Annotated in this window: 16 protein-coding genes and 2 pseudogenes; 10 read left to right on the forward strand and 8 right to left on the reverse strand. The window is 57.1% G+C overall.

What is annotated here, in order from left to right; all coding sequences use genetic code 11:
• Positions 1-14: 14 nt before the first annotated feature.
• The 6 genes from AACH55_RS14940 to AACH55_RS14965 all read right to left on the reverse strand — a co-directional run bounded on the left by AACH55_RS14940 (position 15) and on the right by AACH55_RS14965 (position 12,690).
• Entirely contained in the window at positions 15-9,206 is a 9,192-nt protein-coding gene (locus AACH55_RS14940; RefSeq protein WP_338715389.1) for a cadherin-like domain-containing protein, read from the reverse strand.
• Between the two features lie 3 nt (positions 9,207-9,209).
• On the reverse strand, positions 9,210-9,995 hold the full coding sequence (locus tag AACH55_RS14945; RefSeq protein WP_338715390.1) for a hypothetical protein: 786 nt from the start codon (positions 9,993-9,995) through the stop codon (positions 9,210-9,212).
• 337 nt (positions 9,996-10,332) lie between these two features.
• Complete coding sequence (locus AACH55_RS14950; protein WP_338715391.1) at positions 10,333-10,872, reverse strand: hypothetical protein; 540 nt, start codon at positions 10,870-10,872, stop codon at positions 10,333-10,335.
• A gap of 316 nt (positions 10,873-11,188) precedes the next feature.
• Positions 11,189-11,599, reverse strand: coding sequence for a hypothetical protein (locus AACH55_RS14955; RefSeq protein WP_338715392.1), 411 nt, complete (start codon positions 11,597-11,599; stop codon positions 11,189-11,191).
• A gap of 137 nt (positions 11,600-11,736) precedes the next feature.
• Complete coding sequence (locus tag AACH55_RS14960) at positions 11,737-12,105, reverse strand: hypothetical protein (protein ID WP_338715393.1); 369 nt, start codon at positions 12,103-12,105, stop codon at positions 11,737-11,739.
• 240 nt (positions 12,106-12,345) lie between these two features.
• Positions 12,346-12,690, reverse strand: coding sequence for a hypothetical protein (locus AACH55_RS14965; protein ID WP_338715394.1), 345 nt, complete (start codon positions 12,688-12,690; stop codon positions 12,346-12,348).
• A gap of 183 nt (positions 12,691-12,873) precedes the next feature.
• On the opposite strand from AACH55_RS14965, the pseudogene AACH55_RS14970 reads away from it, so the two are divergent.
• Positions 12,874-13,661, forward strand: a pseudogene (locus AACH55_RS14970) (IS5 family transposase).
• A gap of 87 nt (positions 13,662-13,748) precedes the next feature.
• Positions 13,749-14,536: pseudogene (locus AACH55_RS14975) on the forward strand (IS5 family transposase).
• Between the two features lie 616 nt (positions 14,537-15,152).
• On the opposite strand, the gene AACH55_RS14980 reads toward AACH55_RS14975, so the two are convergent.
• Complete coding sequence (locus AACH55_RS14980) at positions 15,153-15,434, reverse strand: ABC transporter permease (RefSeq protein ID WP_338720308.1); 282 nt, start codon at positions 15,432-15,434, stop codon at positions 15,153-15,155.
• Between the two features lie 86 nt (positions 15,435-15,520).
• Positions 15,521-15,658 carry a hypothetical protein gene (locus tag AACH55_RS14985; RefSeq protein WP_338720439.1) on the reverse strand — a complete coding sequence of 46 codons (138 nt, stop codon included), beginning with the start codon at positions 15,656-15,658 and terminating at the stop codon, positions 15,521-15,523.
• 122 nt (positions 15,659-15,780) lie between these two features.
• Here AACH55_RS14985 and AACH55_RS14990 point away from each other — a divergent pair, with 122 nt between their 5' ends.
• The 8 genes from AACH55_RS14990 (at position 15,781) to nirB (ending at position 24,269) form a co-directional block, all read left to right on the forward strand.
• Positions 15,781-16,788: a hypothetical protein gene (locus AACH55_RS14990; protein WP_338715395.1), complete on the forward strand. Its 1,008-nt coding sequence runs from the start codon at positions 15,781-15,783 to the stop codon at positions 16,786-16,788.
• Between the two features lie 121 nt (positions 16,789-16,909).
• Entirely contained in the window at positions 16,910-17,482 is a 573-nt protein-coding gene (locus tag AACH55_RS14995; RefSeq protein ID WP_338715396.1) for a YbhB/YbcL family Raf kinase inhibitor-like protein, read from the forward strand.
• On the forward strand, positions 17,472-18,293 hold the full coding sequence (locus tag AACH55_RS15000; RefSeq protein ID WP_338715397.1) for a helix-turn-helix transcriptional regulator: 822 nt from the start codon (positions 17,472-17,474) through the stop codon (positions 18,291-18,293). Before AACH55_RS14995 ends, AACH55_RS15000 begins: the two co-directional genes overlap by 11 nt.
• Before the next feature lie 188 nt (positions 18,294-18,481).
• On the forward strand, positions 18,482-18,916 hold the full coding sequence (locus AACH55_RS15005) for a hypothetical protein (protein ID WP_338715398.1): 435 nt from the start codon (positions 18,482-18,484) through the stop codon (positions 18,914-18,916).
• Positions 18,917-19,160: 244 nt separating this feature from the next.
• Complete coding sequence (locus AACH55_RS15010; RefSeq protein WP_338715399.1) at positions 19,161-19,652, forward strand: MgtC/SapB family protein; 492 nt, start codon at positions 19,161-19,163, stop codon at positions 19,650-19,652.
• Between the two features lie 11 nt (positions 19,653-19,663).
• A complete protein-coding gene (locus AACH55_RS15015; RefSeq protein ID WP_338715400.1) occupies positions 19,664-19,981 on the forward strand; it encodes a YnfA family protein in 318 nt (105 codons plus the stop codon).
• Positions 19,982-20,376: 395 nt separating this feature from the next.
• On the forward strand, positions 20,377-21,684 hold the full coding sequence (locus AACH55_RS15020) for an MFS transporter (RefSeq protein ID WP_338715401.1): 1,308 nt from the start codon (positions 20,377-20,379) through the stop codon (positions 21,682-21,684).
• Positions 21,685-21,695: 11 nt separating this feature from the next.
• Positions 21,696-24,269, forward strand: coding sequence for a nitrite reductase large subunit NirB (gene nirB / locus AACH55_RS15025; RefSeq protein ID WP_338715402.1), 2,574 nt, complete (start codon positions 21,696-21,698; stop codon positions 24,267-24,269).
• The last annotated feature ends 136 nt before the right edge of the window (positions 24,270-24,405 follow it).

A 24,405-nucleotide genomic window follows, 5' to 3' on the forward strand; every position in this document is an offset into this window, starting at 1 on the left:
CACGAATGGAGGCTTCAAAGGGTCATCAAGGGGCGTACTTCATCACCACATGGGTCGTGGCAAATACCGTCACCGGCTGTTGGAATCTCTCCGGAGACCAGACTGATCGTATCGGTGGCGGAAGGCAGGAACGTCAGGCCTTGTTCGGAGGACTCCAGTCTGGTTGAGGTCATCTGATTGAACAATAGTGCCATCTGACGGATGGCGGCCATGTCGTCCATGGATGAGTGGGCATCGGCTGAAACGGAGCCGTGCGCAACATGAGGAGCAGATCCTGAAAGACCGTAAGCGTCAGGCAACGCCGGTTGTTGCTGTACATTGCGCACGGAACTCACAGTCTCCAGCAGCACATTGACGGCATCTGGAAAAGGAGACATTTCGCCACCGAACATCACGTCACCCGCCAGCGACCGACGCCCATCCACAAAGCCGACCTCGCTCGTTCCGAAGATCACACTGCCATGGTTGACCTCGGGGAGTCCTTGCCGCTGCAAGCCGATGGAAGCGACGCCCATCTTGTCAAGCGAGATGAACTCGCCCGCATCCTGAATCCCGTTCCTGTTCATGTCACGGAGGATGCCAAATGCCGACCACTGTGCATCCTGTGCGGTCAGCTTTCCATCACCATCGGTATCGAAGGCAACCAGTCCATCCAGATCAGTGCGTGCGCCAGCCTTGTAGGAAACGAAGGAAATTTCCTTGTCAGAGGTAATGCGAGCGTCATTGTTGGCATCAAAGGCGAGGATGCCATCATCGGTAGATGCCCAACCGATACGTTCGCGCCAGCCATCTCCGTTCAGGTCGGCGAACATGTGGGATGCATCAGGACGAACCAGTTCGATGCCATCACCATCAAGGTCAATGACTATAGGACACTTTCCGCCACCGCCACTACCAGCGGTAGTACCCGTGTGCACGGCTGCAATAACGGCATCAACAACAGCCCCCTGCTCATCAGTCACCCGAATTGTAAAAGGATCGGCTCCCGAATAAGGATCACCATAGTGGCTGAAGTATTGCCAGGCAGCCTTTTCAGGGATGGCGTAGTGAGGTGCATGGTTATGAGTAAATCTGGGCGGAGCAGAAATATCAGTATATTCGTTGACCCAGGCATGGCCGTGCTGTGGACCGGCAAGCACGGCAAAGTTCAGATTGGTGCTGGAGCCGTCGGGATCATAAGCAATGACCTTGCCGTTTTGTCGGTAGATATCATCTTGCGGATATTCAAAATAGCTCTCCTCATCAAACTCTTTAGCGTCAGCTGTATCAATGGCGATTGGCCTGGGCTGCCCATTACGATAAAAGCTTAAGCCGATTACATTTCCGGCCTGATCCATCAGGTCATTGGATCTGGATGAACCGTCTGCCAGCGCAACTCTGTCATATGGATTTGAAGTCAAAGCAAGCGCCGTCTGTGCATCGGATACGGGCACCAACCAAGCATAACCTGCGTCACCAAACTCACTCCATCGATAGCCGTAGATCGGCCGTCCGTACCACACATCTTCAATGACGGGCGCATCGTTGACTGTCTGCACATTGAGATAAGCGGTCGCCCAAGTCGAACCACCCTCCCCGTCAGAGACCAAGTACCTGAAACTGGCACCACCAAAGTAATCTTGTGCAGGTGTGAAGCGGATACTGCCATCTCCCTGCAGGCTCACGGCCCCATTGATCGGATTGCCCACTGCCGTGACGGACAACCTTGAAGTCGCTGTAGCATCGGGGTCCGCATCATTGACCAGCAACTGTGCAGACGCAATGACAAATGCCGTATCCTCAAAGCCCACAAAGCTGTCGTCAACAGCCACCGGATTCTGGTTGACACGAGAAAAATCGATACGCACCGTCCCAATGGACTGCGCGCCATCCGGATCACGGACGACGTACTCAAAGCTACCGACACCGGCATAATTGACCTCCGGCAAAAAACTAATCGTGTCGTTGGCATTGAGCACTACCGTGCCATGGGTGGCGGCGCGTACGCCCACGATGGAAAGCGACTGGGGATTCTCCACATCACTGTCATTGGCCAGCAGCGCCGCCTTGGTCAGCGTGTAGCTCAGATTGCGTTTGCCGTTGAGTTGCTCATCGTTGACCACGGGAGCGTCGTTGACGGCGTTGAATTGCAGGTCAACTCTGGCCTCGCTTCTTCCGCCGGCACCATCTTCCACCACGTAACTGAAACTGGCCGGTCCCGAATAGTTAAGCTGGGGCGTGAAGATGACTTCGCCATTTTCCAGCCGCACTGCACCGCGCACCGCCCTGCCCACCGACGTCAATTGCAGTTGGGCATGATCGTTATCGACGTCTGCATCATTGGCAAGCAATGTACTCACCTCAAGATGGACGATCTGATCCTCGTCCACACTCACCGTCTCACCCTTGAGGCGTGGGGCGTCGTTGACGGGATTGATCTGCAACGATGCCATACCTATGGTCAATCCTCCAGCACCATCGGCCACCGTGTAGGCGAAGGCAGCCATACCGAAGTAATCGCGCTCCGGCACGAAGCCGATAGTACCGTCCGAATTGAGTGTCACAACTCCATGCGTGGCATCGTCGACGCTGACGATTCGCAGCATTGCATGCGCATTGTCCACGTCCGAGTCGTTGACCAATAGCAATTCAGAATCAATATTCTGGATCACATCTTCATCGAAACTGATCGTCTCTCCGACCACATCGGGCACATCGTTGACGGGTGCCAGCTTGATCAACGTTGTTGCCCATACGCGACCGCCGTTACCATCATCAACGAGATAAGAGAAAGAAGCAGAACCTGCATAGTCTCGCTCAGGCACGAAGCGAATCTTTCCGTCTTCCAGCAATTCAGCCAAGCCATGCTGCGCATTGCCGACCGCGCTGATGCGCAGCACCTGAGCATTGCTGGCGATATCGACATCCGTGTCGTTAGCCAACAGGAGGGACGGCGCAATCTCCAATACGATGTCTTCGTCGCTGTCGATCTGCTCTCCCGTGACTACGGGCAGATCGTTGATGGATAAAATATTCAGAAACATCGTCCCCGCAACCTCAACACCATCGCCACCCTCGGCGGCCAACAGCGTTGGATCACGATCGCTAACCCAATATCTGAACTGGGCAGGCCCGTTGTAGTCCGGATCGGGGCTGAAGCGAATCGTCCCATCCGCTCCCAACGAAACCTGTCCATGCTGGGCTTCCCCGACACGCGCGATGCGCAGTACGTCGCCGTTGATGGCACTATCAACATCCGAATCATTGGCCAACAGATCGGCAGCGCGAAACATCAGAATATTGTCCTCATCGCCGGACGCCTGATCATCCAGGACGATAGGAGCATCATTGATCGGAAGAATGTTCAGATGCACCGTGCCAGCGGTCTCGATGCCCTCGCCGCCACTTGCGTTCAATAGCCCAGGTTCTCGATCTCCGACCCAGTAGGTAAATTGGGCGGGGCCGTTGTAATCGCGATCAGGCACAAAACGGATATTGCCATCGTCGCCCAGGAAAGCTTGCCCATGCTGCGCCTGCCCGACACGGGTGATACGTAATACATCGCCATCGCTGACGGCATCCACATCCGAATCATTGGCCAGCAGATCAGCGGCACTGAAGATCAACATTCTGTCTTCGTCGCCCGAGGCTGATTCATCGCGCACGAAAGGCGCATCGTTGATGGGCCTGATGGAGAGACTTACGGTCCCGACAATTTCCTGCCCAACGCCACCTTGGCTGATCAACCCGGCCGGATCGCGATCCCCCACCCAATAGCTGAATTGGGCTGGACCGTTGTAATCCCGGTCCGGCGTGAAGCGAATCATTCCATCATCGCTCAAGCTAACCTGGCCATGCTGTGCCTGCCCCACCCGCGTGATGCGCAATACATCGCCATTGGTAACGATATCCACATCCTCGTCGTTGGCCAACAAATCTATGGCACGGAAGACCAGAACATTGTCTTCATCGCCTGCGGCCATCTCATTGAAGACAACCGGAGCATCATTGATGGGAGTGATGGTCAGCTGTACCGTGCCAGGGGTCTCGAAGCCTTCCCCGCCATTCGCGGTCAATTGCCCAGGCTCACGGTCTCCGACCCAATAGGTGAACTGGGCTGGGCCGTTGTAATCGCGATGAGGGATAAAACGGATTTTTCCGTCATCTCCAAGGAAGACCTGGCCATGCTCGGCCTGTCCGACCCGAGTGATGCGCAATACGTCGCCATCGCTGACCGCATCCACATCTGCATCATTGGCCAGCAATTCGGCCACGCTGAAGACCAAGATCCTGTCTTCATCATCGAACGCTGACTCGTCGCGCACGATGGGAGCATCGTTGACAGCGCCAATATTCAGGCTCACGGTACCGGCGATTTCGTTGCCGACACCGCCATTTCTGATCAGTTCGGGCTTATCACGATCTCCAACCCAATAGGTAAATTGCGCAGGGCCATGATAATCCGCGTCAGGGGAATAGCGAATCAGGCCATCCTCCCCCAGGATGACCCGCCCATGCAGCGCCTGCCCCACTCGCGTTATGCGTAACTGGTCACCATCTGTCGCGCTATCGACATCGGAATCATTGGCCAGCAGATCGGCTGTGCGCAGTATCAGCGTTCCATCTTCATCGCCTTGCGCGCTTTCGTTTTGAATGAGCGGCACATCATTGACGGGCGCAATCACCAGACTCGTCATTGCTTGACTCGACAGCCCATATTGATCCGTGACGATGTACCGGAAGCTGGCGGGGCCATGATAATTTTGATCGGGAACAAAAATGACTTCACTCTTGCCGTCTGCACTACGTCCCAAAGACACCTGCCCGTGCAGAGGGTCAAACACAGCCGTGATACGCAGCGACTGCTGTTCGGGGTTCGCTGCAGCATTGATCGCGGCATCGTTGCCCAGCAACATGGCCTCCGGCAAGCGCAGACCGATATCCTCGCTGCCCTCGACGTGCTCACCCAGCACCGTCGGATAGTCGAGCGTAAGACCAGCCAATACAGCAACTTGAGAAGTCGAAGCTGATATTAGCTCTGCGTAGCGGACCTTGGGTGCATGGGCCGTGACCTCACTCTCGGATGTGGTTTCCACGGTCACTGGCGCAGTGTTCACTGTCATGCTGACCGCTTGCGCAAATGACTCTTCCGGACGAAGTTCTGCTACTTCCCTGCTCACTGACGAGACTGGCAAGAGCACTGTTACAACAGCATTGCTGTCGGAGAGCGCCGCGCTGTCACGCCGGCTCTTTTCTATCGACTGCTCTCCATTCACGGCAACGGTCTGGACGCTTGCCAGCACCAAATCCTCCGCAGCGGAACTCTCGGCAATCCAAGCGCCAGCCCGCATATCGGTCGGTTGCGTCAAAGCCTGCTGAGGCGCAGCGACCACTGGCCACTGAGTGGCTGCTGCGGCCACGGCAACCGCGACCAGCGGCACACCACTGTCACTATTGAGCCCGAACAGACTGTTATCTGCGCTGCGAAGCATCTCTTGGGTTGCCTGACGCAACTGCTGATAGGGCGTGGTCGCACTGCCAGGCAGAAAGGCAAGTGGCGCGCTACGCACCTGAGCCGCCACCGTCCTGGCTGCAGGGCCGGCTGTCGCGGCTTGGCCTACCGATGCCGCGCCGACAGCGCCACCAGCAAGACGTCGATCACCTGCCTTTATTTCCGTATCAATGCGCTGACTACTCTGCTCGATCGTACGCTCCGAGGCAGATTTGAGCGCAGCATTACCCACTTCGATGAGCGCATGGCCGCCCTCCTGCGCCAGATCGCCACCGTGCGTATGCGCTTTCTGACCATCGAACGCACGAGTATTGATCGCATGGAGAAGCGTTTCCCCACCCTCCTGCGATTCCAGCAAACCGCCTGGCGTCATCAGATATGCCACACCCTTGACGTCACCGGTCAGGTGCTGGACATTCAGGCGCACCTTAGCACCATCGGCCCTCACCAACATCGGCACTTCGCCCGCAAAGTCGATACCTGTAATACCAGCGGCCGCCAGATCCTGCAATTCGCTCGTGGATCTTTCGCCCGCACCATGCGAGACCCCGTCGTGATTGACGTCCAACCAAACCTTCAGAACCGCAAAGGCCGGGTCGCGTGCATCGAGCATTCCATCCCGGTTTGCGTCCAGCCAGCGCAAACTATTTCGCTGCAACGTGGCAGCTGGGTCCAGATTCAACAGTTCGCCTGCGCCGATCCTGCCGTCGCCGTTGAGATCGATGCTTAGGATGCCCTGGTTGGCCGCAATCCACTCGGTCTTTTCCAGATAGCCGTCACCGTCGATATCGGCATGGATGAGGGCATTGTCCGATCCGGGAGCGGCGACGGCCTGGAAAGTCAGTGCTGTGAAGCTTTGTGTCAGATGCTGCGCGTCCTCGACCGGCATTCCCGCCCCGTGCGCAGGCATTGCTGCTGCGACTGAACCTTCCTGCAGAAAATGCTGGCGGACCGTTTCAGCTTCCCAAGATGGAACCACCGCTTGCAGCGCCCGCTTCATGAAGTCACCCACCAGCGTATCGCCGGTGCCGTCGCTACGATTGCCGGCGCCATCGTAATAGCGGGTCTGTTCCTGGCCGTTTTCATCTCTCCATTTCAGATAGAGATGGCCCTTGGCACCATTGGAATAATTAAATCCATCAGGATCATATTGGTAGCCCAGCGAAGGCAGGCGCGGAGTGATCAGGCCATACACCGGCTGCCCGTGCGCATCCACGATACCCGCCAGTTGCGCTTGCAGGCCGCTGACCAGATTGTTCATCCAGTTCGTTGCGGTCGCTCCGCCATTGTGGCTGTTCTGCGTAGTGATAACCTGGGTCGTACCGCTCTCGTCCCAGATCGCCTGTGCCTGGCCTTCGAGCATCGGTTGGTCGGAGTTGCCGAAAAGACTGCTGACCAGCGAATAGATGGCAATGGCGACCCCGATATACGGATTGATCATGCCGACGCTCGACATCAGGCTCAGCGCTGATGTCGCCATCGACACCGGATTACCCGATTCAATGGCCATGACCAGCCCAACGCCGGCCGCAACCATACCCAGACCCTGTGCTGCCGAGCCCAGAGCACCTGTTGCGTTACCGGCCTTGTCGACCAGTTCCAGTCCTTCCATCGCTGCATAGAGGTGGATACCCTGTGAACCAAGGTTGGCCGACGATTGCAGGATGCCCATCGCATCACCCTGTTTGATCGCTTCGGCCAGGTTCATCGCTGCGGCGACCGCACCGAAGCCGGCTCCGATGTCGCGCATCGGGCCGACCATCGAAGCCAGTTCCGGCGGCAGGTTTCCGCCGCTGGCTGCGATGATCTGGTTCATCATCGATACCCCGGCCAGTGCGGCGGAGAAGGTATTGCCCTGCTCCAGGGCCTGGATCAGGGAGAGGGCGCTTTGGACGGCGCCGAGGCCGGATTGTAGTTGTTGGGCTTGTTGGCGATCACTCTCGCTATAGCCCTTGAAGACCATTTGTGATCGGCCATCGGGGGAGACTTCAAAACCATTGTCATGGTCGTCAACGTAGCGGATTGAGCCGTCAGATTGGCTTTGCAAATGGCCGATCGTCGTGCCTTCTCTGTTGGTAATGACGATACTGGCGTCCGGCATCTGGTGGAAATCTGCATCAGCAAAGCCTAGGTGAGCCAACTGCTGGCTTAGAGTGTCGCGCTGTTTATCTAACAGAGCTAGCGTCGTCTCATCCAGTTGATGTTGAATTGATTGACGAATACTGACGTACCGGTCACCAGCAACATCCATTCCACTCGACAGGGAAACAATGTCACGAATATTTCGCTCGTCAACCGATTTCTGAACCTCCTTTTCAAGCTCTTTAGAGAAAGGAGCTTCTCCAAGTTCAGCATCAGAATTAATCTGCGGAAAAGAGGAGATATGCTCTTGTCCATTCTTGTCAACAACAGAGGATATTCTCCCGCCATCATGGACATGTGATGAGGAAGAAGCGTTGGGATTCGACGAAGACCTTGCTTGATTTGACGGCGCACCGCTCTCGTTCGCCTGTGCCTTTTCACTGTCCAGTGGTAACGTGCCCTTGGCCTCATGACCGGAGACGATGGGAATATCGACATTGGCAGCATCAATAAAATAGACCTCGTTTTTTCCGCCCATATTTTTTTCAAGGCGAATTGAATTTCCGAGCCTCCAACTCTGTTCCCCATTGCCTGCTACCGCTACCGACGCTTTTTCGGAGTCAAAATAGGCTATGTACCCTCCCCTGTCTCTCCATTCGATACTGGAAGGAGATTCCCCCGAGTAGCCAATGATCTCTCCTTTGCCGTCCACCCTCGGAATCCACATCACCAATGGTACTTCTTCTGTCGCAGCGGACAGTGACGCCGCACTGCACACCCCGTAGCGCGCCGCCAAGGTGTTCAATACTTGCTGAGCGTTTACCACCGGCTTCAGAAATGGCCCAGCCATCTCTCTCAAAGTGACGTCAATTACTGCACCTGGGGAGAGGCCTGACGTACTTTTATTTTCTCCGTGCTGAAGCGTCCACATCCTTTGCAGGATATCCAGATCTTGCAGTCCGACGTTCGCGTTAAGCACGCCATCGTCGCCAAACACGGTAAAACCCAGCGCCTTGGTCAAGGCTTGATGAGCGAAGCCAGTATCCATGCATTGTGAGACGTCGGTGTATCGACCGTCTGCCCCATAGACTCGCCATGTCTGATCGCTACCCAACATGCCAAATAGAACTACGCCGGACCAAGCTGGATTATTTTCAGCGTTGGGGATCCGCGGGAATAAAACCTTTCCAACTGCCGTGGCATCTTTCTCCGCAATCTCGTTAATGCTTATCAGAGCTCCATGATTGTCCGGAGAAAGAACATCACTCAGCGCCGCGAAACCAACCGCATTTGACGCCGTTTGCATTTGTGCATCCGTAAACCGCCCCATTCCCCGAAGTTCTGCCTGGGCCTGCGTGTACTCACGAATCAAAACCGAAAACGGCCCCTGCCCGGCATTTGCTCTGGCGGCACCGGAAAACCACAACTGTACTTGTTGAACATCGGTTCCAAGCGTTACTGGAGCTACCGATCCAGGTACCTGATCTATTTTTCCGGCAAGCAAATCCGCAATATATTGGTACACCTCGGCATATGCACCCTTCGCCGAAGAATCACCTTTATATGTATCCGCAGCGCTGCTCGCGAGCAACCGGATTTTCTCTAATTGTTGGTCCGTGAATTTATAAGGCATTGTTTATCGCTCCCAGGATTTAATGAGAGCTAAAACACTCTGATGAATCTCCTTCCAATAAGGAAACATCGCGGACTGGAACATATACTCCACATACACCTTGTCATCGTGGATGGCGAAGCCTCCGACCGCTCTCTCCTCTGCCGGCGTACCCTTCCATCCATTACGCTGACTATATGGATAGGAGACTTTGTAAGTCACCGGCACACCCGGATAGTATTCATATGCCGGATCATCTGATACGTAACAGGTATCCAGATGGTAGTCTCTTGATCGATCTCTGTAAGCCGTCATATCGAAGTACATCTTGGTCGGGATTTTTTCGTTGGCCATTTCGATCGGAGCACAGTTCGTATACGTGCTTGGATTTTTAACTTTTTTAGAATTAGTTTTTATTGAAATTCTTACGCCAAATGGCCAGATCATCCCGTACTTCATACTTTCCCGGGCGAACAAAGTTCCGGCAATTTCACTGCCATCTACCTTGTGCGCAAGGGGAATCCAGTATGCAGTTAATTGATTGCCTTGCCCGGTCGGATCAAGGCTTTGAAAAAAGTCTGCCGGAATCAAATACGTTCGCCCGCCGATGATGCGACTCGCAGGAGGATTATTCTTGAATTTTGGGAAGGCACCCACCAGCTCTCCGCAGCGATCATAGGGTCCCGTCGGACACTTTCGTTTGGCCTCGATCTGCTGAGGCGTCAATGTTTTTTCTGCCGCGCCGACAGCATGGGAACTCAACATCAAGATTGCATTTAGCAAAACAGGAAACGCCTTGCACAGATTCATCTGGAGCACCTCAAGGGAAATATTGAATTCACTGGATGAGTAAATAGTCTTTTATGGAAAATCAGAAAATCGACGTAATCCAAGTTTTATTCCGGCAGCTCTGCCACACCACCAAGCTTGAGATACTCGTTCATTGACCCAGATTGATGGAAGCCTTTTCAGGATCAAATCCGAACTAGGCCAATTTCCTAAGATATATTCGAAATTGGAATCGACCGATTTCTATCGAGATTTCGAAAATATTTTGCTCGGGATTAAAGCCGATAAATTTTTTCGAGATCACTGGCGATAACAACGAGTACACGGAATTTCTGCAAGCTGTCAAAGCGATTCGAATCTAGATCAACGTGGAACGAAACTCTCCCTCTGGCCGAGGGCTGGCGGTGAACCGACACCTATCTCGCGTGAATATGGATGGGGCATTGTCCGATCCGGGAGCGGCGACGGCCTGGAAAGTCAGTGCTGTGAAGCTTTGTGTCAGATGCTGCGCGTCCTCGACCGGCATTCCCGCCCCGTGCGCAGGCATTGCTGCTGCGACTGAACCTTCCTGCAGAAAATGCTGGCGGACCGTTTCAGCTTCCCAAGATGGAACCACCGCTTGCAGCGCCCGCTTCATGAAGTCACCCACCAGCGTATCGCCGGTGCCGTCGCTACGATTGCCGGCGCCATCGTAATAGCGGGTCTGTTCCTGGCCGTTTTCATCTCTCCATTTCAGATAGAGATGGCCCTTGGCACCATTGGAATAATTAAATCCATCAGGATCATATTGGTAGCCCAGCGAAGGCAGGCGCGGAGTGATCAGGCCATACACCGGCTGCCCGTGCGCATCCACGATACCCGCCAGTTGCGCTTGCAGGCCGCTGACCAGATTGTTCATCCAGTTCGTTGCGGTCGCTCGTCCAGATGCACGCGATAACGTATTGGCCCCTGACACTAGCAGAGACGCAGCTCCGCTACCCAGTTGTATCGTGCTACCTGCCGCTGTAAAAGCGGCTGCCTCTCTGCTCTTGGCAGTGACCATACCATCATCAACAAGAGCTGTTTTAATGTCGCCTGCCGCACTATAAATTCCACTACCTTGTCCAGAAACTGTCAAAAACGAAGTCCAAACGGCTGTGAGATCCTCTGCTTGACTAGATCTTAGCGCGACCTCCCTTGCAGCTTGTTTCTGCGCGATTACTTCCCATGGAATTCTACCGGTCATGATGTCTCCATCGTTGCTTCAGCTCGCCCCAGCGAACAAAACTCATGATAAGAAATAAAGTGAAAATCACTGCAATAAAATTTTCCCTTTTCCTCTGCCGCTCCTCTCCCTTCTCATTCTTCTTTGCCTCATCAAAGGAGAGAACATTCACTTCACCAATATCTATTCGCCAAAGACTCGTCCTTCCATCTTTTGAATAAATCCATAAATAGGCTTTGGCTTTACCCTGGTTTCTCTGATCCCGAATTACCGAGAAGACATCTAATTCTCGATTGAAAGAATACGAAGCAACCAGAAATCCTGGCTGAGACCTATCGTTGAAGTAAAACCTCACAGATGCATTTCTCCCACGAATCGCCTCAATCTCCATAGGCCCCAATCGAACCAGATCGCTTTCCATCGGATTATGTTGATGGAATTCATCCCATGGACGCCCGGAGTATAGAAATCCAAAAATTAAGATCATCAAAATTAATTTTGTAAGCGATATTCTTTTATATAAATTTCGCATTTTTTAATCGTTGGATCTAAATTTATTTATTTATCTTCTTGTTTGATGTCAATGTCCATCAATCGACCATTGGCATCTAGGCGCAAGTACAGGTCTGATCGATAACATTTGGAATCAAGCTTTTCTTGATAAGTAAAATAGCCCTTTGGATGCGTTGCCGGACGCCGTTTGTAATAGCTAGCATGAGCATGCTGATTGACAGAGGTAAGCACCTGTTCTCTTAAGAGATCTCTTCCCGTGAGCTTGGGTACCAAGTATTTCTCGATTAAGTCTGCTTCATACGCATTTTCTTTGGATTGGGCAGAAACTTTGATCCAACTACTTGTTGTTAAGCGGGTTGCTTCAAAGCGTCTTGACCTCCACAAAATATAATCAACAGCTAGAACCCATTTCATAAATAGGCGTGAGTGCGAGCGAGTCCCGTTTGGGATGAAGTGCAAGGCGCGAATTTGGGTCAAGACTGGGCGTCTTGACCCAAATTCGTAACGCAGCAATTCGCCCAAACGGGCCGCTCCCTCCGGGTTCTGTCCAGAAAGGGCGCTGGCCGCGTTGCGCTCCTTGCGTGTGGCACCGCCACACGACGCGTCGCGCGCCTTGCCAGCGCCCTTTCTGGACAGAACGCATCTCACGCCTATTTATGAAATGGGTTCTAATAAATCTATTCTCGCCGTAGACAACATTTTCTTTGCAGTAACCGAAGGATCATGCAAGTCAATTTCACTGAGTTCACCGGGGCCAAAGACACTTTTAATTTTTTCATCATTCATAAAATCCATCCGAACTAGGAGAAAATTTTCATGAATAATTCGAAGCGCCTCCATTAAGTCAATCGCCCCATCTCCCACCTTTGGCAGTTGATACCCCTCAATATTCTCTTCACGCATTTTTGAAGAACATTTTTCCGATTGATCGCCTATTTCCGTTGCAAATGGACTTGCAAAGGCAACACCAAATCCAACTGAAATTAGAATGAAGATCATCAAATTTACATTTCGAGAATTTGACATTAATCCCATAGCGCGCCTTATTTAAATCTCTCTTTTTCCGCCAGCTTGCCCAACCAAAAGAACCAAAGCAGAAACGCACCCAGTTCGTCCAATAGTGAGAATTCATTTCATAAATAGGGTCTGTTAACTTTTTATCGTGCGTGTTAACTTCTTCGTATGGCACGAAGAGAAGAACTAACAGACGAACAATGGGCGATTCTGGAGCCGCTGATACCAGAAACACCTAGACGTGATGATGGGCGTGGACGCCCGGAATTGCACAGCAACCGCGCCGTCATGAACGGGATTCTCTGGGTGCTACGCACCGGTGCGGCCTGGTGTGATTTGCCAGATCGGTTCCCCTCTGGCACGACATGCTTCCGAAGATTTTCGCGCTGGGTCAAGAGTGGCGTGCTACGGCACATACTCGAAGCACTGGCGCAACACCTCGAAGAGGTTGGCCAAATCAATCTTTCCGAATGCTTTATTGACGGCACGTTTGTGTTGGCAAAAAAAGGGGCCCAAAGGTCGGAAAGACCAAGCGGGGCAAGGGTACGAAGCTCATGGTTATTGCAGACGCTACTGGTCTTCCACTCGGCGTGCACACGTCTTCTGCTAGCCCACATGAAGTCACCCTTGTCGAGGCTACCCTCGATGAGATTGTCACAGTGGGACGACCCGAACGAATTATTGGGGATCGCGCCTACGATAGTGATCCGCTCGATCAAAGACTTGCTGCCAAAGGCATTGAACTGATCGCACCACACAAGAGCAATCGAAAAAGAGCGGTCACTCAAGACGGCCGGGCGCTGCGCCGATACCGGCGCCGATGGAAGATCGAACGACTGTTTGCCTGGCTTAATGCCTTCAAGCGTGTACTTACCCGATGGGAGCGTTGCGCCGATCATTACACAGGCTTCGTTCATCTCGCTTTCTCCGTCATCCTCATGCGGCGCTATTTATGAAATGGGTTCGACTAAATAATTTACAACTAGAATTCATTTCATAAATAGGGTCTGTTAACTTTTTATCGTGCGTGTTAACTTCTTCGTATGGCACGAAGAGAAGAACTAACAGACGAACAATGGGCGATTCTGGAGCCGCTGATACCAGAAACACCTAGACGTGATGATGGGCGTGGACGCCCGGAATTGCACAGCAACCGCGCCGTCATGAACGGGATTCTCTGGGTGCTACGCACCGGTGCGGCCTGGTGTGATTTGCCAGATCGGTTCCCCTCTGGCACGACATGCTTCCGAAGATTTTCGCGCTGGGTCAAGAGTGGCGTGCTACGGCACATACTCGAAGCACTGGCGCAACACCTCGAAGAGGTTGGCCAAATCAATCTTTCCGAATGCTTTATTGACGGCACGTTTGTGTTGGCAAAAAAAGGGGCCCAAAGGTCGGAAAGACCAAGCGGGGCAAGGGTACGAAGCTCATGGTTATTGCAGACGCTACTGGTCTTCCACTCGGCGTGCACACGTCTTCTGCTAGCCCACATGAAGTCACCCTTGTCGAGGCTACCCTCGATGAGATTGTCACAGTGGGACGACCCGAACGAATTATTGGGGATCGCGCCTACGATAGTGATCCGCTCGATCAAAGACTTGCTGCCAAAGGCATTGAACTGATCGCACCACACAAGAGCAATCGAAAAAGAGCGGTCACTCAAGACGGCCGGGCGCTGCGCCGATACCGGCGCCGATGGAAGATCGAACGACTGTTTGCCTGGCTTAATGCCTTCAAGCGTGTACTTACCCGATGGGAGCGTTGCGCCGATCATTACACAGGCTTCGTTCATCTCGCTTTCTCCATCATCCTCATGCGGCGCTATTTATGAAATGGGTTCTAAATTTGCGAGCGATTCTCCTCATAGCTCTTGCCATCTTGATGACGACAAAATACCGACTCCGATTTCATTCGGATAGAGTCCTGTCAAAGGGAAGGAAATAGGGCCGTTTCCAGCCGTGGATCAGCAAAATAAAGAGTGGCTTTTCAAGCAGGACTTTAATAGCTAAATAATTTATTAATTAATTATTCGAACCAACCGTCACGCCATTTCATACGTCGATATCGCCCCCATGCAACGAAGCTGGAGATGATCAGACTTTTATCCGAATATTGGGAAGCATTTTCCTGACCGAATCCGACTTACGCTAAATTTCTAAGATTTATTCGAGATTGGGATCGAGATATTTCTACAGTTCCGTCGAACAAATTTTGTCTCGCATCAGAGCTTATGAAATATCGCAATATCACCGAAAGTTCCCGATGCGCAACGAGCCACAGAAATCCTGGCAATCAGAAAGAAAGGTTCGCATCTCAAGCAAAACAAACGTTCCGAGATGAGAAGAACCTGAAGAAGGGAAGACGATGAATACCGACGAAGCGCTGAGGCACGAGAGCGTTCACAACGCCGCCAAGCACAGCACCAAACAATCACCGGATGAAGATGGCTATTTCCGAGTCTGATTCCGCAACCGATCCAACCGCAACCGCTGCCGCCCATCCGTCAATCGCCACATGGCGAGCGTCGCCGCACCAAAGGCCGCCAACCCACTGGCCCCGGCCAGGATGAACATGAGCAGGATCTGATACTTGGCCGCTGCCAGCGCATCCATGCCGGCCAGCACCTGCCCTGTCATGATGCCAGGCCGAGTGATGATGCCCGCCGCCGACATCTGGTTGATGACCGGCAGCAAACCGCTGCGGATGGCCGCCATGCGCGGCGCACGCAACGCTTGCTGACGAGTCTGTTCCAGTGCCAGGCAGGCTTCGATGATGGCCGCCGACTTCGCGCGGCGGCGGCGAGCATCAGCAGCAGTTAGGCCATCATCCGCAACGCCGCTACCAGCAGTGGACGGTGAATCTGCAAACCCAATGCCAGCGATGCGATGGCGTTGATCAGCACCGGGACGGCCGACAACGCCATGTCGCCCCAAGACAATTCCAGGGCGCTCATGCGATCTCTCGATTCATCACGCGCAGCACACCGCTTGCCAACCGCTGCGCCTGGCCACATTCCGTCACATCTTGTTACGTTTGTGAACGATCTTCCCATGGTAACCGGGGCTGGCTACCACGATGATGACGAGATGGCATCTTGCCGCGCACGGCATCTTCATGGACATCCTCTACCTGCACAGCCCCATCACCTATTCCATCGCGCGGCAACTGGAGCGCGATGGTCAGGTGGTTGCGCCGGTGGTGGTATGCGGGCGCGGCATGAAATGGCACGCCCCCTTCGTGCGGGTGACCGACGACGGCATCTGGGATCCTGCGCGCACCGTGGAGTTTCTGGCGCGGCTGGTGACGGCACTGCCCGAGACGACGACGCCGCTGCGCATCTTCCTGCCTCATACCGGCTTTCTGTTGGGCAAGCTGCTCAAGCTGGCCACGGCGGTGCAGACCGTGTGCTATCTGGAAGAAGGCAATACCTCCTGCAATCCCGATCTGGCCCGGCCGGCACAGGATACGGCGGTCGATGCCGCAATGCTGCTGCAATTGCTGCAAGCCCAGCCCCTCTTGATGCAGCGTCTGGGACTCACACCGCAAGCCGTCCTGCAGGTCAACAGCGTGCCCGCCATCTGGTTCGATGCCGCCAGTCCGAAGTATGGCGGCGCCTATCGCGTCTGCCCGGCCGCCTTCGCCGCACTGCCGGCGGTGCATACGGTCAGCCTGGCCCCGCAAGAAAAACTGCGCGAACAAGGCCGCCACTGGCTGTGCTTCCTGCCCAACATCATCAACATGGTGGCGCGCTGCGGCCAGCACAGCGAAGAATCCCAGAAAAACCTGCACGGGCTCATGAGCTCGCTGCGCACCATGCACGCACTGGTGGCCAGCCATCACGCACGGCTGGTGATGAAATTCCATCCGGTCGACGAGGCCAACCTGAGCCCGCAGTTCAAGGAGCAGTTCTATGGCTTTGGCCTCAGCTATGCCAGCTTCGCGGCCCAGCAGGCCATCGATGCCCAGCTGGAACCGGCCCTGTTCGACTTCTCCCGCTTCATCGTCATCAATGAGTCGGCCGCCAGCCGTTATGTGGAACTGTTCCAGGGCCTGGATTACCTGGTCTCGCTGAACCTGTTCTGAACGCCCGGCACTGACCGGGGCGCCTTGACGCTTTCTGCACCGAAGCTGACGTTTTCTGCACCATGTGGCGGTCCTCGGTCCTCTACCATGGGCGCTCCTCAACCTTGACTGGAGCGTCTTCATGTCTTTTCCCCGCAATTGCCTGGCCGCGCTGGCCCTGACGTTTTCTGCACTGTCGGCCCACGCTGCCGATTTCACCGTCACCAGCAGCGACATCAAGGACGGCCAAACGCTGTCGATCGCGCAGGTCTTCAACGGCTTCGGCTGCATGGGTGCGAACCGCTCACCGCAGCTGTCGTGGTCCGGCGCCCCGGCGGGCACCAAGAGTTTTGCCGTGACCCTGTATGACCCGGATGCGCCTACCGGCAGCGGCTGGTGGCACTGGACCGTATTCAACCTGCCGGCCTCCACCACCAGCCTGCCGGGCGGCATCGATGCAAAAGGCCGAGGCTTGCCGGCAGGTGCCGTGCAGGGTCGCACCGACTTCGGCAGCAGCGGCTTTGGCGGCGCCTGCCCGCCGCAGGGGGACAAACCGCATCGCTATCAATTGGTCATTTGGGCACTGAAAACCGAAAACCTGCCACTGGATGCACAAGCCAGCGGTGCTATGCTCGGCTACTTCCTGAATGCCTCGGCACTCGGCCAGGCGCGGCTGACTGCCTACTACGGACGTGATCTCCCACATGCCAAATGACCTCGCCATCCTGCCCTTCGCACATGGTCCTCGCCCCACGCTGACCCGCATCCGCGCCCGTCACGAACAGCAACTGCGCCAGGTCTTCATCGGCCTGGCCAGCATCTGCCACGTGCGCCAGGGCAAGAAGCGCCTGCAATGGGGCCATCGCCATCTGCTGTGTGGCCAGGATGTCTTGTTGCTCATCGCGCCCGGCACGCAGATGAACGTCACCAACCTGCCCAAGGGGGGCGAGTATGCGGCTGACATGATTTCGTTGCCGTCGGCGCTCATCGAGCGCTTCCGTCTGCACTATCCCGGTCAGGGGGTGCAGGCGCGCGATGCCAGTGCGGTCAGCAGCGTGGCCCAGGATGCCGATGTCCTGCGCGCCTGGCGCCATCTGCAGGACTGCATCCGCGAAGATGCCGCCGTCGAACTGCAGTGCCAGGCCGCCGAGGGTCTGTTGCTGGCACTGAGCCTGCGCGGGGCCATCGGCGGGCTGCTGCGTGAACGGGGCGACGCCATCAGCCACCACATCGAGCAACATCTGCTGATGCTGGCCCCCGAAGAACGCAGCCTGGAGCGCGTGGCCGCAGCGTTTCATTGCAGCGTCTCGACGCTGCGCCGGCGCCTGGCACGCGAGCAGACCGGCTTTCGGGAACTGCTGGACAAGGTGCAGCTGGGGCTGGCACTGGACCAGTTGCAGGCCTCGTCCCTGCCGATTGCCGACATTGCCTCAGCCTGCGGTTACGACTCGCCCTCGCGCTTTGCGATGCGCTTTCGCCAGCATTACGGGATCAGTCCGAGCGAACTGCGCCAGACACTGCCGTGAGCGCCTGCTCATCGGTGAAACCGGCGCGATGGACTGCGCGGCTCAACAACAAGCGCCGTCATCCCGGTACGAAAGCACCGACATGCGTTTGAAACTGCGTCCGACTGCCCCCCATCGGGGCAGGTCCTAGTATGGCTCCAACGGCTCGCGATGGCGGGACGCCCCCACAACAACCCTAGGAGAATCCCATGTCCAAACCGACTTTGAAATTCCTCGGCACCGCCCTGGTGGTCGCCGCTTTCAGCACCGGCGCCTTTGCGCAGAATTCCGGTGCAGGCGGTAGCGCAGGTTCCGGCTCCGGCGCGGCCGGCTCGGGCGCAGCCGGTGCCACCGGCGCACAGACCACGCCCAACAATAGCGCCTCGGACGCAGGCAGTTCTTCCTCCAGCAGGAGCATGCGCAACCACAACAAGTCGGACAAGAGCAGCGGCCATCAGTCCCGGTCCGGCAACAATTCCGGCTCCACGGGCAGCGGCAATGGCGCGCTGGGAACCTCGCCGGGCGGCAACGGCGGTGTCGGAGGCGGAGCAGGCGGTGCCGGTGGTACGGGTGCAGGTGCTGGCGGTGCAGCGGGCGGTAGCGGCAGCGGTGGTGCCGGAGGCGCTGGTGGTTCGGGTTCCTGATCAACAATCACACTGACGCAGCAGCCACCGATACGTGGATGACGCTGCCCGGCGCTTGCTAGTGACTGCTGTCTGATACTTGAGCGCAGCATGGCGAAGCCTCCAAAGTCTCCCGCCATGCCTGATTTGCCCCGTCGAAACTGGCGGGGCTTTTTTGTGCGCGGCCTCGCAGGTACGGGGAAGGTGAAAATTGCGCAGCGCGCCGGGGTTACAATGTCGCCCTCGCTCACTGCCCCTGCCTCCCATGACCGATTACCTGGAAATCTTTTGCCGCCTGCTCTTCGCCATGCTCATCGGCTGCGCCATCGGCATCGACCGCAACCTGCGCGGCAAACCGACCGGCATGAAGACCCTGGGACTGGTGGCGCTGGGGTCCGCCCTGGTCACCCTGGCGGCAATGAATTTCGCGCTGGATGCCGACGAGCAAAACCGCGATGCCGTCAGCCGCGCCATTCAGGGCGTCATTACCGGCATCGGTTTTCTGGGGGCCGGGGTCATCGTCCATGAACAGCGCAGCGAGAAGGTGCGCGGCCTGACCACCGCCGCCTCGATCTGGGTCACGGCGGCCGTAGGCATCGTCTGCGGCGCAGGCTGGTGGCTGGTAGCGCTGATGGCCACCGGCCTGATCTTCATCCTCTTCCTGGTGGGCCGTCCGCTGGAGCACTTCCTGCACCAGCAATGGATGCGCAAGACCGACGATGAGCGCGCCGACATCAGCGCCCGCGAAGAAGACTGAACCACCGGCGCATGAAAACGGTTTTCCTCTATCTCTGTACCGCCCTGGCCGAAATCGTCGGCTGCTATCTCCCCTACCTCTGGCTCAAGCAGGACCGCAGCATCTGGCTGCTGCTGCCGGCCGCGGCCAGCCTGGCTTTGTTCGCCTGGCTGCTGACGCTGCATGAGGCCGCTTCCGGCCGCGTCTATGCGGCCTATGGCGGCGTCTACATCGCCGTGGCCATGGCCTGGCTGTGGGCGGTGGATGGCGTACGGCCCTCGGCCTGGGATTGCGCCGGGGTAGCGGTCGCGCTGGCAGGCATGGCGCTCATTGCCTTCCAGCCGCGCTAAAGCGCTTGTCCCTCCGCGCCCCAACCCGGCATAGCCCTACGGCAACAGACCCGCCCCGCACGTCGGCGGCGCACTGCCACGATGCACTGCACCACGAATGCGCAGGCTGCCCCCTGATACATCATGCAATGATATATATCGGTGATATGGCTGCCTGCCATTGTCGCGCCGCAGTTCTGCCCTCCTCCCCGCAAACCCGCTCCAGATGGACTTTCCGGCCAGATTCCACAGGCTGGCACGGGCTTTGCTCATTGATCGTCAGGATCAAGGACGATCCACCAAATTGATGCTGATCTAACGATGGATCTGCAATGCATACGGACAACGGCGTCCGCTCAGACCGGGAAGGTTTCCCGGCGTTGAGCGGACGCCTTTTTGTTTTCACGGGACCCGACATGAGCAAATCCAATCGTATCGCGCTGTTCTCCCTGGGCACGCCCCAGATGCGCGCCTTCCACCTGACCTGGATGGCCTTCTTCGTCTGCTTCTTCGCCTGGTTCGCCTGCGCACCGCTGATGCCGGTGATCAAGGGTGAGTTCCACCTCACCCCGGGCCAGATCGCCAACATCAATATCGCCGCAGTCGCCGTGACCATCCTGGTGCGCCTGATCGTCGGCCCCCTGTGCGACCGCTTCGGCCCGCGCAAGACCTACACCGGCCTCTTGCTGGCCGGCGCCGTGCCGGTCATCGGCGTGGCCTTCGCGCAGAGCTATGAGAGCTTCCTGTTCTTCCGTCTGCTCATCGGTGCGGTCGGTGCCAGCTTCGTCATCACCCAATATCACACCTCGGTGATGTTCGCGCCCAACGTGGTCGGCACCGCCAACGCGGCCACGGCCGGCTGGGGCAATGCCGGTGGCGGCGTGGCGCAGGGCGTGATGCCGCTGCTGATGGCGGCCATGCTGATGCTGGGCGTCTCGCACAGCTGGGGCTGGCGTGCTGCGCTGCTGGTGCCGGGCGTGCTGATGCTGATCATGGCCGCGCTCTACTGGCGCTTTACCCAGGACTGCCCGGACGGCAACTATGACGACCTGCGCGCCGCCGGCACCACCATCGAAAGCGGCAAGCGCGGCGGCTGGGCCAGCTTCCGTGCGGCCGCTGCCAACTATCGCGTGTGGATGCTCTTCATCACCTATGGCGCCTGCTTCGGCGTGGAAATCTTCATCCACAACATCGCCGCCATCTATTACGTCGAACACTTCCAGCTCTCGCTGGAATCGGCCGGCCTCGCCGCCGCCAGCTTCGGCCTGCTGGCGCTGTTTGCCCGCGCCCTGGGCGGCTTCATCTCCGACAAGGTGGCCCTGCGTGGCGGCCTGAACCGCCGCGCCACCCTGCTCTTCGTGATGATGCTGGGCGAAGGCCTGGGCCTGCTGTGGTTCGCCCATGCCGGCAGCGTGGTCGCTGCAGTCATCGCCATGCTGTGCTTTGGTCTGTTCACCCACATGGCCTGCGGCGCCACCTATGCGCTGGTGCCCTTCATCGACCGCAAGGCACTCGGTGGCGTGGCCGGCATCATCGGTGCCGGTGGCAACGTCGGTGCGGTACTGGCGGGCTTCCTGATGAAGGGCCTGGGCAATACCCAGCAAACCCTGTCGATGCTGGGCGTGCTGGTGACCCTCTCGGCCCTGTGCGCCGTGGCCATCCGTTTCACTGCGTCGGACAAGCACGGCGAAGCCGTCCTGGCCGACAACAAAGCTGCAGCCTGAGGAGATACCCCATGAACATCATCGTCATCGGCCACGGCATGGTCGGCCACAAATTCCTGGAATGCCTGGCCGAGAGCGGCGCAGGCGACCTCAAGGTCACCATCCTGTGCGAAGAACCGCGCCCGGCCTACGACCGCGTGCACCTCTCCGAATTCTTCGCCGGCAAGAGTGCAGAAGACTTGTCTCTGGTGGCGCCGGGCTTCTTCGATGCCGGCCGCAGCGCGGTGCAGTTCGATCTCAAGCTCAACGCCAAGGCCCAGCACATCGACCTGGAACGCAAGCAGGTGCGGGTCAACGTGGCCGGCGTGGAAGAGACCCTGACCTATGACAAGCTGGTGCTGGCCACCGGCTCCTACCCCTTCGTGCCGACCGTGGCCGGCAACCAGCGCAAGGATTGCTTCGTCTATCGCACCATCGAAGACCTGGAAGCGATGCTGGAATGCGGCAGCCGTTCCAAGAGCGGCGTGGTCATCGGCGGCGGTCTGCTGGGCCTGGAATGCGCCAAGGCCCTGCGCGACCTCAAGCTGGACACCCACGTGGTCGAATTCGCCCCGCGCCTGATGGCCGTGCAGGTCGACGAAAGCGGTGGCCGCATCCTGCGCCAGAAGATCGAGGAACTGGGCGTGACCGCCCATACGCAAAAGAATACGGTGGAGATCGTCGATGGCAAGCAGCACACCCATCGCATGAATTTCGAAGACGGCTCGCACCTGGAAACCGACATGATCGTCTTCTCCGCCGGCATCCGTCCGCGCGACGAACTGGCACGCCAGGCCGGTCTGAAGGTGGGCGACCGTGGCGGCATCGTGATCGACAACAGCTGCCTCACCTCGGATACGGCCGTGTATGCCATCGGCGAATGCGCGCTATGGAACGGCAAGATTTTCGGCCTGGTCGCCCCCGGTTACGACATGGCCCGCACTGCGGCCAGGCACCTGCTCTCGCACCGCGATGAAGCCATTGAAGTCCCGGCCTTCAACGGTGCCGACATGAGCACCAAATTGAAACTCATGGGCGTGGACGTGGCCAGCATCGGCGATGCGCACGGCAAGGAGGCCGGCAGCCGCTCGTATCAGTTCACCGATGAACGCAAGCAGATCTACAAGAAGATCGTGGTCTCTGAATCCGGCAAGCACCTGCTGGGTGCAGTGATGGTGGGCGATGCCTCGGAATACGGCACGCTGCTGCAGATGATGCTCAACAAGATCGAACTGCCGGAGTCGCCCGAATTCCTGATCCTGCCGCAATCCGATGGCAAGACCAAGCCGGGCCTGGGCGTGGATGCGCTGCCGGAATCGGCGCAGATCTGTTCCTGCAACAACGTCTCCAAGGGCCAGCTGTGTGCGGCGGTGGCCTCGGGTGTCACCAATATCGGCGACCTGAAGGCTTGCACCAAGGCCGGCACCGCTTGCGGCGGCTGCGTGCCGCTGGTCACGCAGGTAATGAAGGCCGAGATGAAGAAGCAGGGCCTGGCAGTCAACAATCACGTCTGCGAACACTTCCCCTACTCGCGCCAGGAAATCCACCACCTCGTGCGCGTAGGTCAGATCAAGAGCTTCGATGAACTGCTGGCCAAGCATGGCAAGGGCCTGGGCTGCGATGTCTGCAAGCCGATGGTGGCCAATGTACTGGCCTCGCTGTGGAACGACTTCGTGCTCAAGAAGGAACACGCGGGCCTGCAGGATTCCAACGACTACTTCCTCGGCAACATCCAGAAGGATGGCACCTACTCGGTGGTGCCGCGCATGGCCGGTGGCGAAGTCACGCCCGATGGCCTCATCGCCGTGGGCCAGATCGCCAAGAAATACGGCCTCTACACCAAGATCACCGGTGGCCAGCGCGTAGACCTGTTCGGTGCCCGCGTGGACCAGTTGCCCGACATCTGGGAAGAACTGATCGCTGCCGGTTTCGAAACCGGCCATGCCTACGGCAAGTCGCTGCGCACGGTGAAGTCCTGCGTCGGCTCGACCTGGTGCCGTTACGGAGTGGGCGACAGCGTGGGCTTCGCCGTGCGTCTGGAAAACCGCTACAAGGGTCTGCGCTCGCCGCACAAGATCAAGTTCGGCGTCTCCGGCTGCACCCGTGAATGCGCTGAAGCACAGGGCAAGGACGTGGGCATCATCGCCACCGAGAAGGGCTGGAACCTGTACGTCTGCGGCAATGGCGGCATGAAGCCGCGTCATGCCGAACTGATCGCCTCGGACCTCGATGAAGCCACGCTGATCCGTTACGTGGACCGTTTCCTGATGTTCTACGTGCGCACCGCCGACCGCCTGCAACGCACCAGCACCTGGCGCGAGAATCTGGAAGGCGGGCTGGACTACCTCAAGAGCGTGGTCATCGATGATAAGCTGGGCATCGCCGCCGAGCTGGAAAGCGAGATGCAGCGCGTGGTCGACACCTACCAGTGCGAATGGAAGAAGGCCGTCACCGATCCGGAAACGCGCAAGCGCTTCCGCCACTTCGTCAACAGCAAGGCGGCCGACGGCAACATCAGGTTCGTCGAGGAACGCGGGCAGATCCGTCCGGCCACGGTGGCCGAGAAGAAGCTGCTCGATATTCCCGTCGTCGTCGAGACCGTGTGATATCCGGCCATCGTCGCGCCGTCGATACGTCACGGCGCGACTGCTCAGTCCGAACGGTGGTCGATGAAGAAGGAACCGTTCGTCCTGAGTAGCGGCAAGGCCGCGTATCGAAGGCGCACCCGCCGTACAACCATGA

The organism is Herbaspirillum sp. DW155 (genome assembly GCF_037076565.1).
Taxonomy (GTDB): Bacteria; Pseudomonadota; Gammaproteobacteria; order Burkholderiales; family Burkholderiaceae_D; genus Herbaspirillum.

What these genes read in the sequence shown, in the direction of transcription:
- AACH55_RS14940 (WP_338715389.1), bottom strand. Translation starts at nt 9,206, where the DNA reads ATGCCTTATAAATTCACGGACCAACAATTAGAGAAAATCCGGTTGCTC.
- AACH55_RS14945 (WP_338715390.1), bottom strand. Translation starts at nt 9,995, where the DNA reads ATGAATCTGTGCAAGGCGTTTCCTGTTTTGCTAAATGCAATCTTGATG.
- AACH55_RS14950 (WP_338715391.1), bottom strand. Translation starts at nt 10,872, where the DNA reads ATGAACAATCTGGTCAGCGGCCTGCAAGCGCAACTGGCGGGTATCGTG.
- AACH55_RS14955 (WP_338715392.1), bottom strand. Translation starts at nt 11,599, where the DNA reads ATGGAAAGCGATCTGGTTCGATTGGGGCCTATGGAGATTGAGGCGATT.
- AACH55_RS14960 (WP_338715393.1), bottom strand. Translation starts at nt 12,105, where the DNA reads ATGAAATGGGTTCTAGCTGTTGATTATATTTTGTGGAGGTCAAGACGC.
- AACH55_RS14965 (WP_338715394.1), bottom strand. Translation starts at nt 12,690, where the DNA reads ATGATCTTCATTCTAATTTCAGTTGGATTTGGTGTTGCCTTTGCAAGT.
- AACH55_RS14985 (WP_338720439.1), bottom strand. Translation starts at nt 15,658, where the DNA reads ATGAGCGCCCTGGAATTGTCTTGGGGCGACATGGCGTTGTCGGCCGTC.
- AACH55_RS14990 (WP_338715395.1), top strand. Translation starts at nt 15,781, where the DNA reads ATGATGACGAGATGGCATCTTGCCGCGCACGGCATCTTCATGGACATC.
- AACH55_RS14995 (WP_338715396.1), top strand. Translation starts at nt 16,910, where the DNA reads ATGTCTTTTCCCCGCAATTGCCTGGCCGCGCTGGCCCTGACGTTTTCT.
- AACH55_RS15000 (WP_338715397.1), top strand. Translation starts at nt 17,472, where the DNA reads ATGCCAAATGACCTCGCCATCCTGCCCTTCGCACATGGTCCTCGCCCC.
- AACH55_RS15005 (WP_338715398.1), top strand. Translation starts at nt 18,482, where the DNA reads ATGTCCAAACCGACTTTGAAATTCCTCGGCACCGCCCTGGTGGTCGCC.
- AACH55_RS15010 (WP_338715399.1), top strand. Translation starts at nt 19,161, where the DNA reads ATGACCGATTACCTGGAAATCTTTTGCCGCCTGCTCTTCGCCATGCTC.
- AACH55_RS15015 (WP_338715400.1), top strand. Translation starts at nt 19,664, where the DNA reads ATGAAAACGGTTTTCCTCTATCTCTGTACCGCCCTGGCCGAAATCGTC.
- AACH55_RS15020 (WP_338715401.1), top strand. Translation starts at nt 20,377, where the DNA reads ATGAGCAAATCCAATCGTATCGCGCTGTTCTCCCTGGGCACGCCCCAG.
- nirB (WP_338715402.1), top strand. Translation starts at nt 21,696, where the DNA reads ATGAACATCATCGTCATCGGCCACGGCATGGTCGGCCACAAATTCCTG.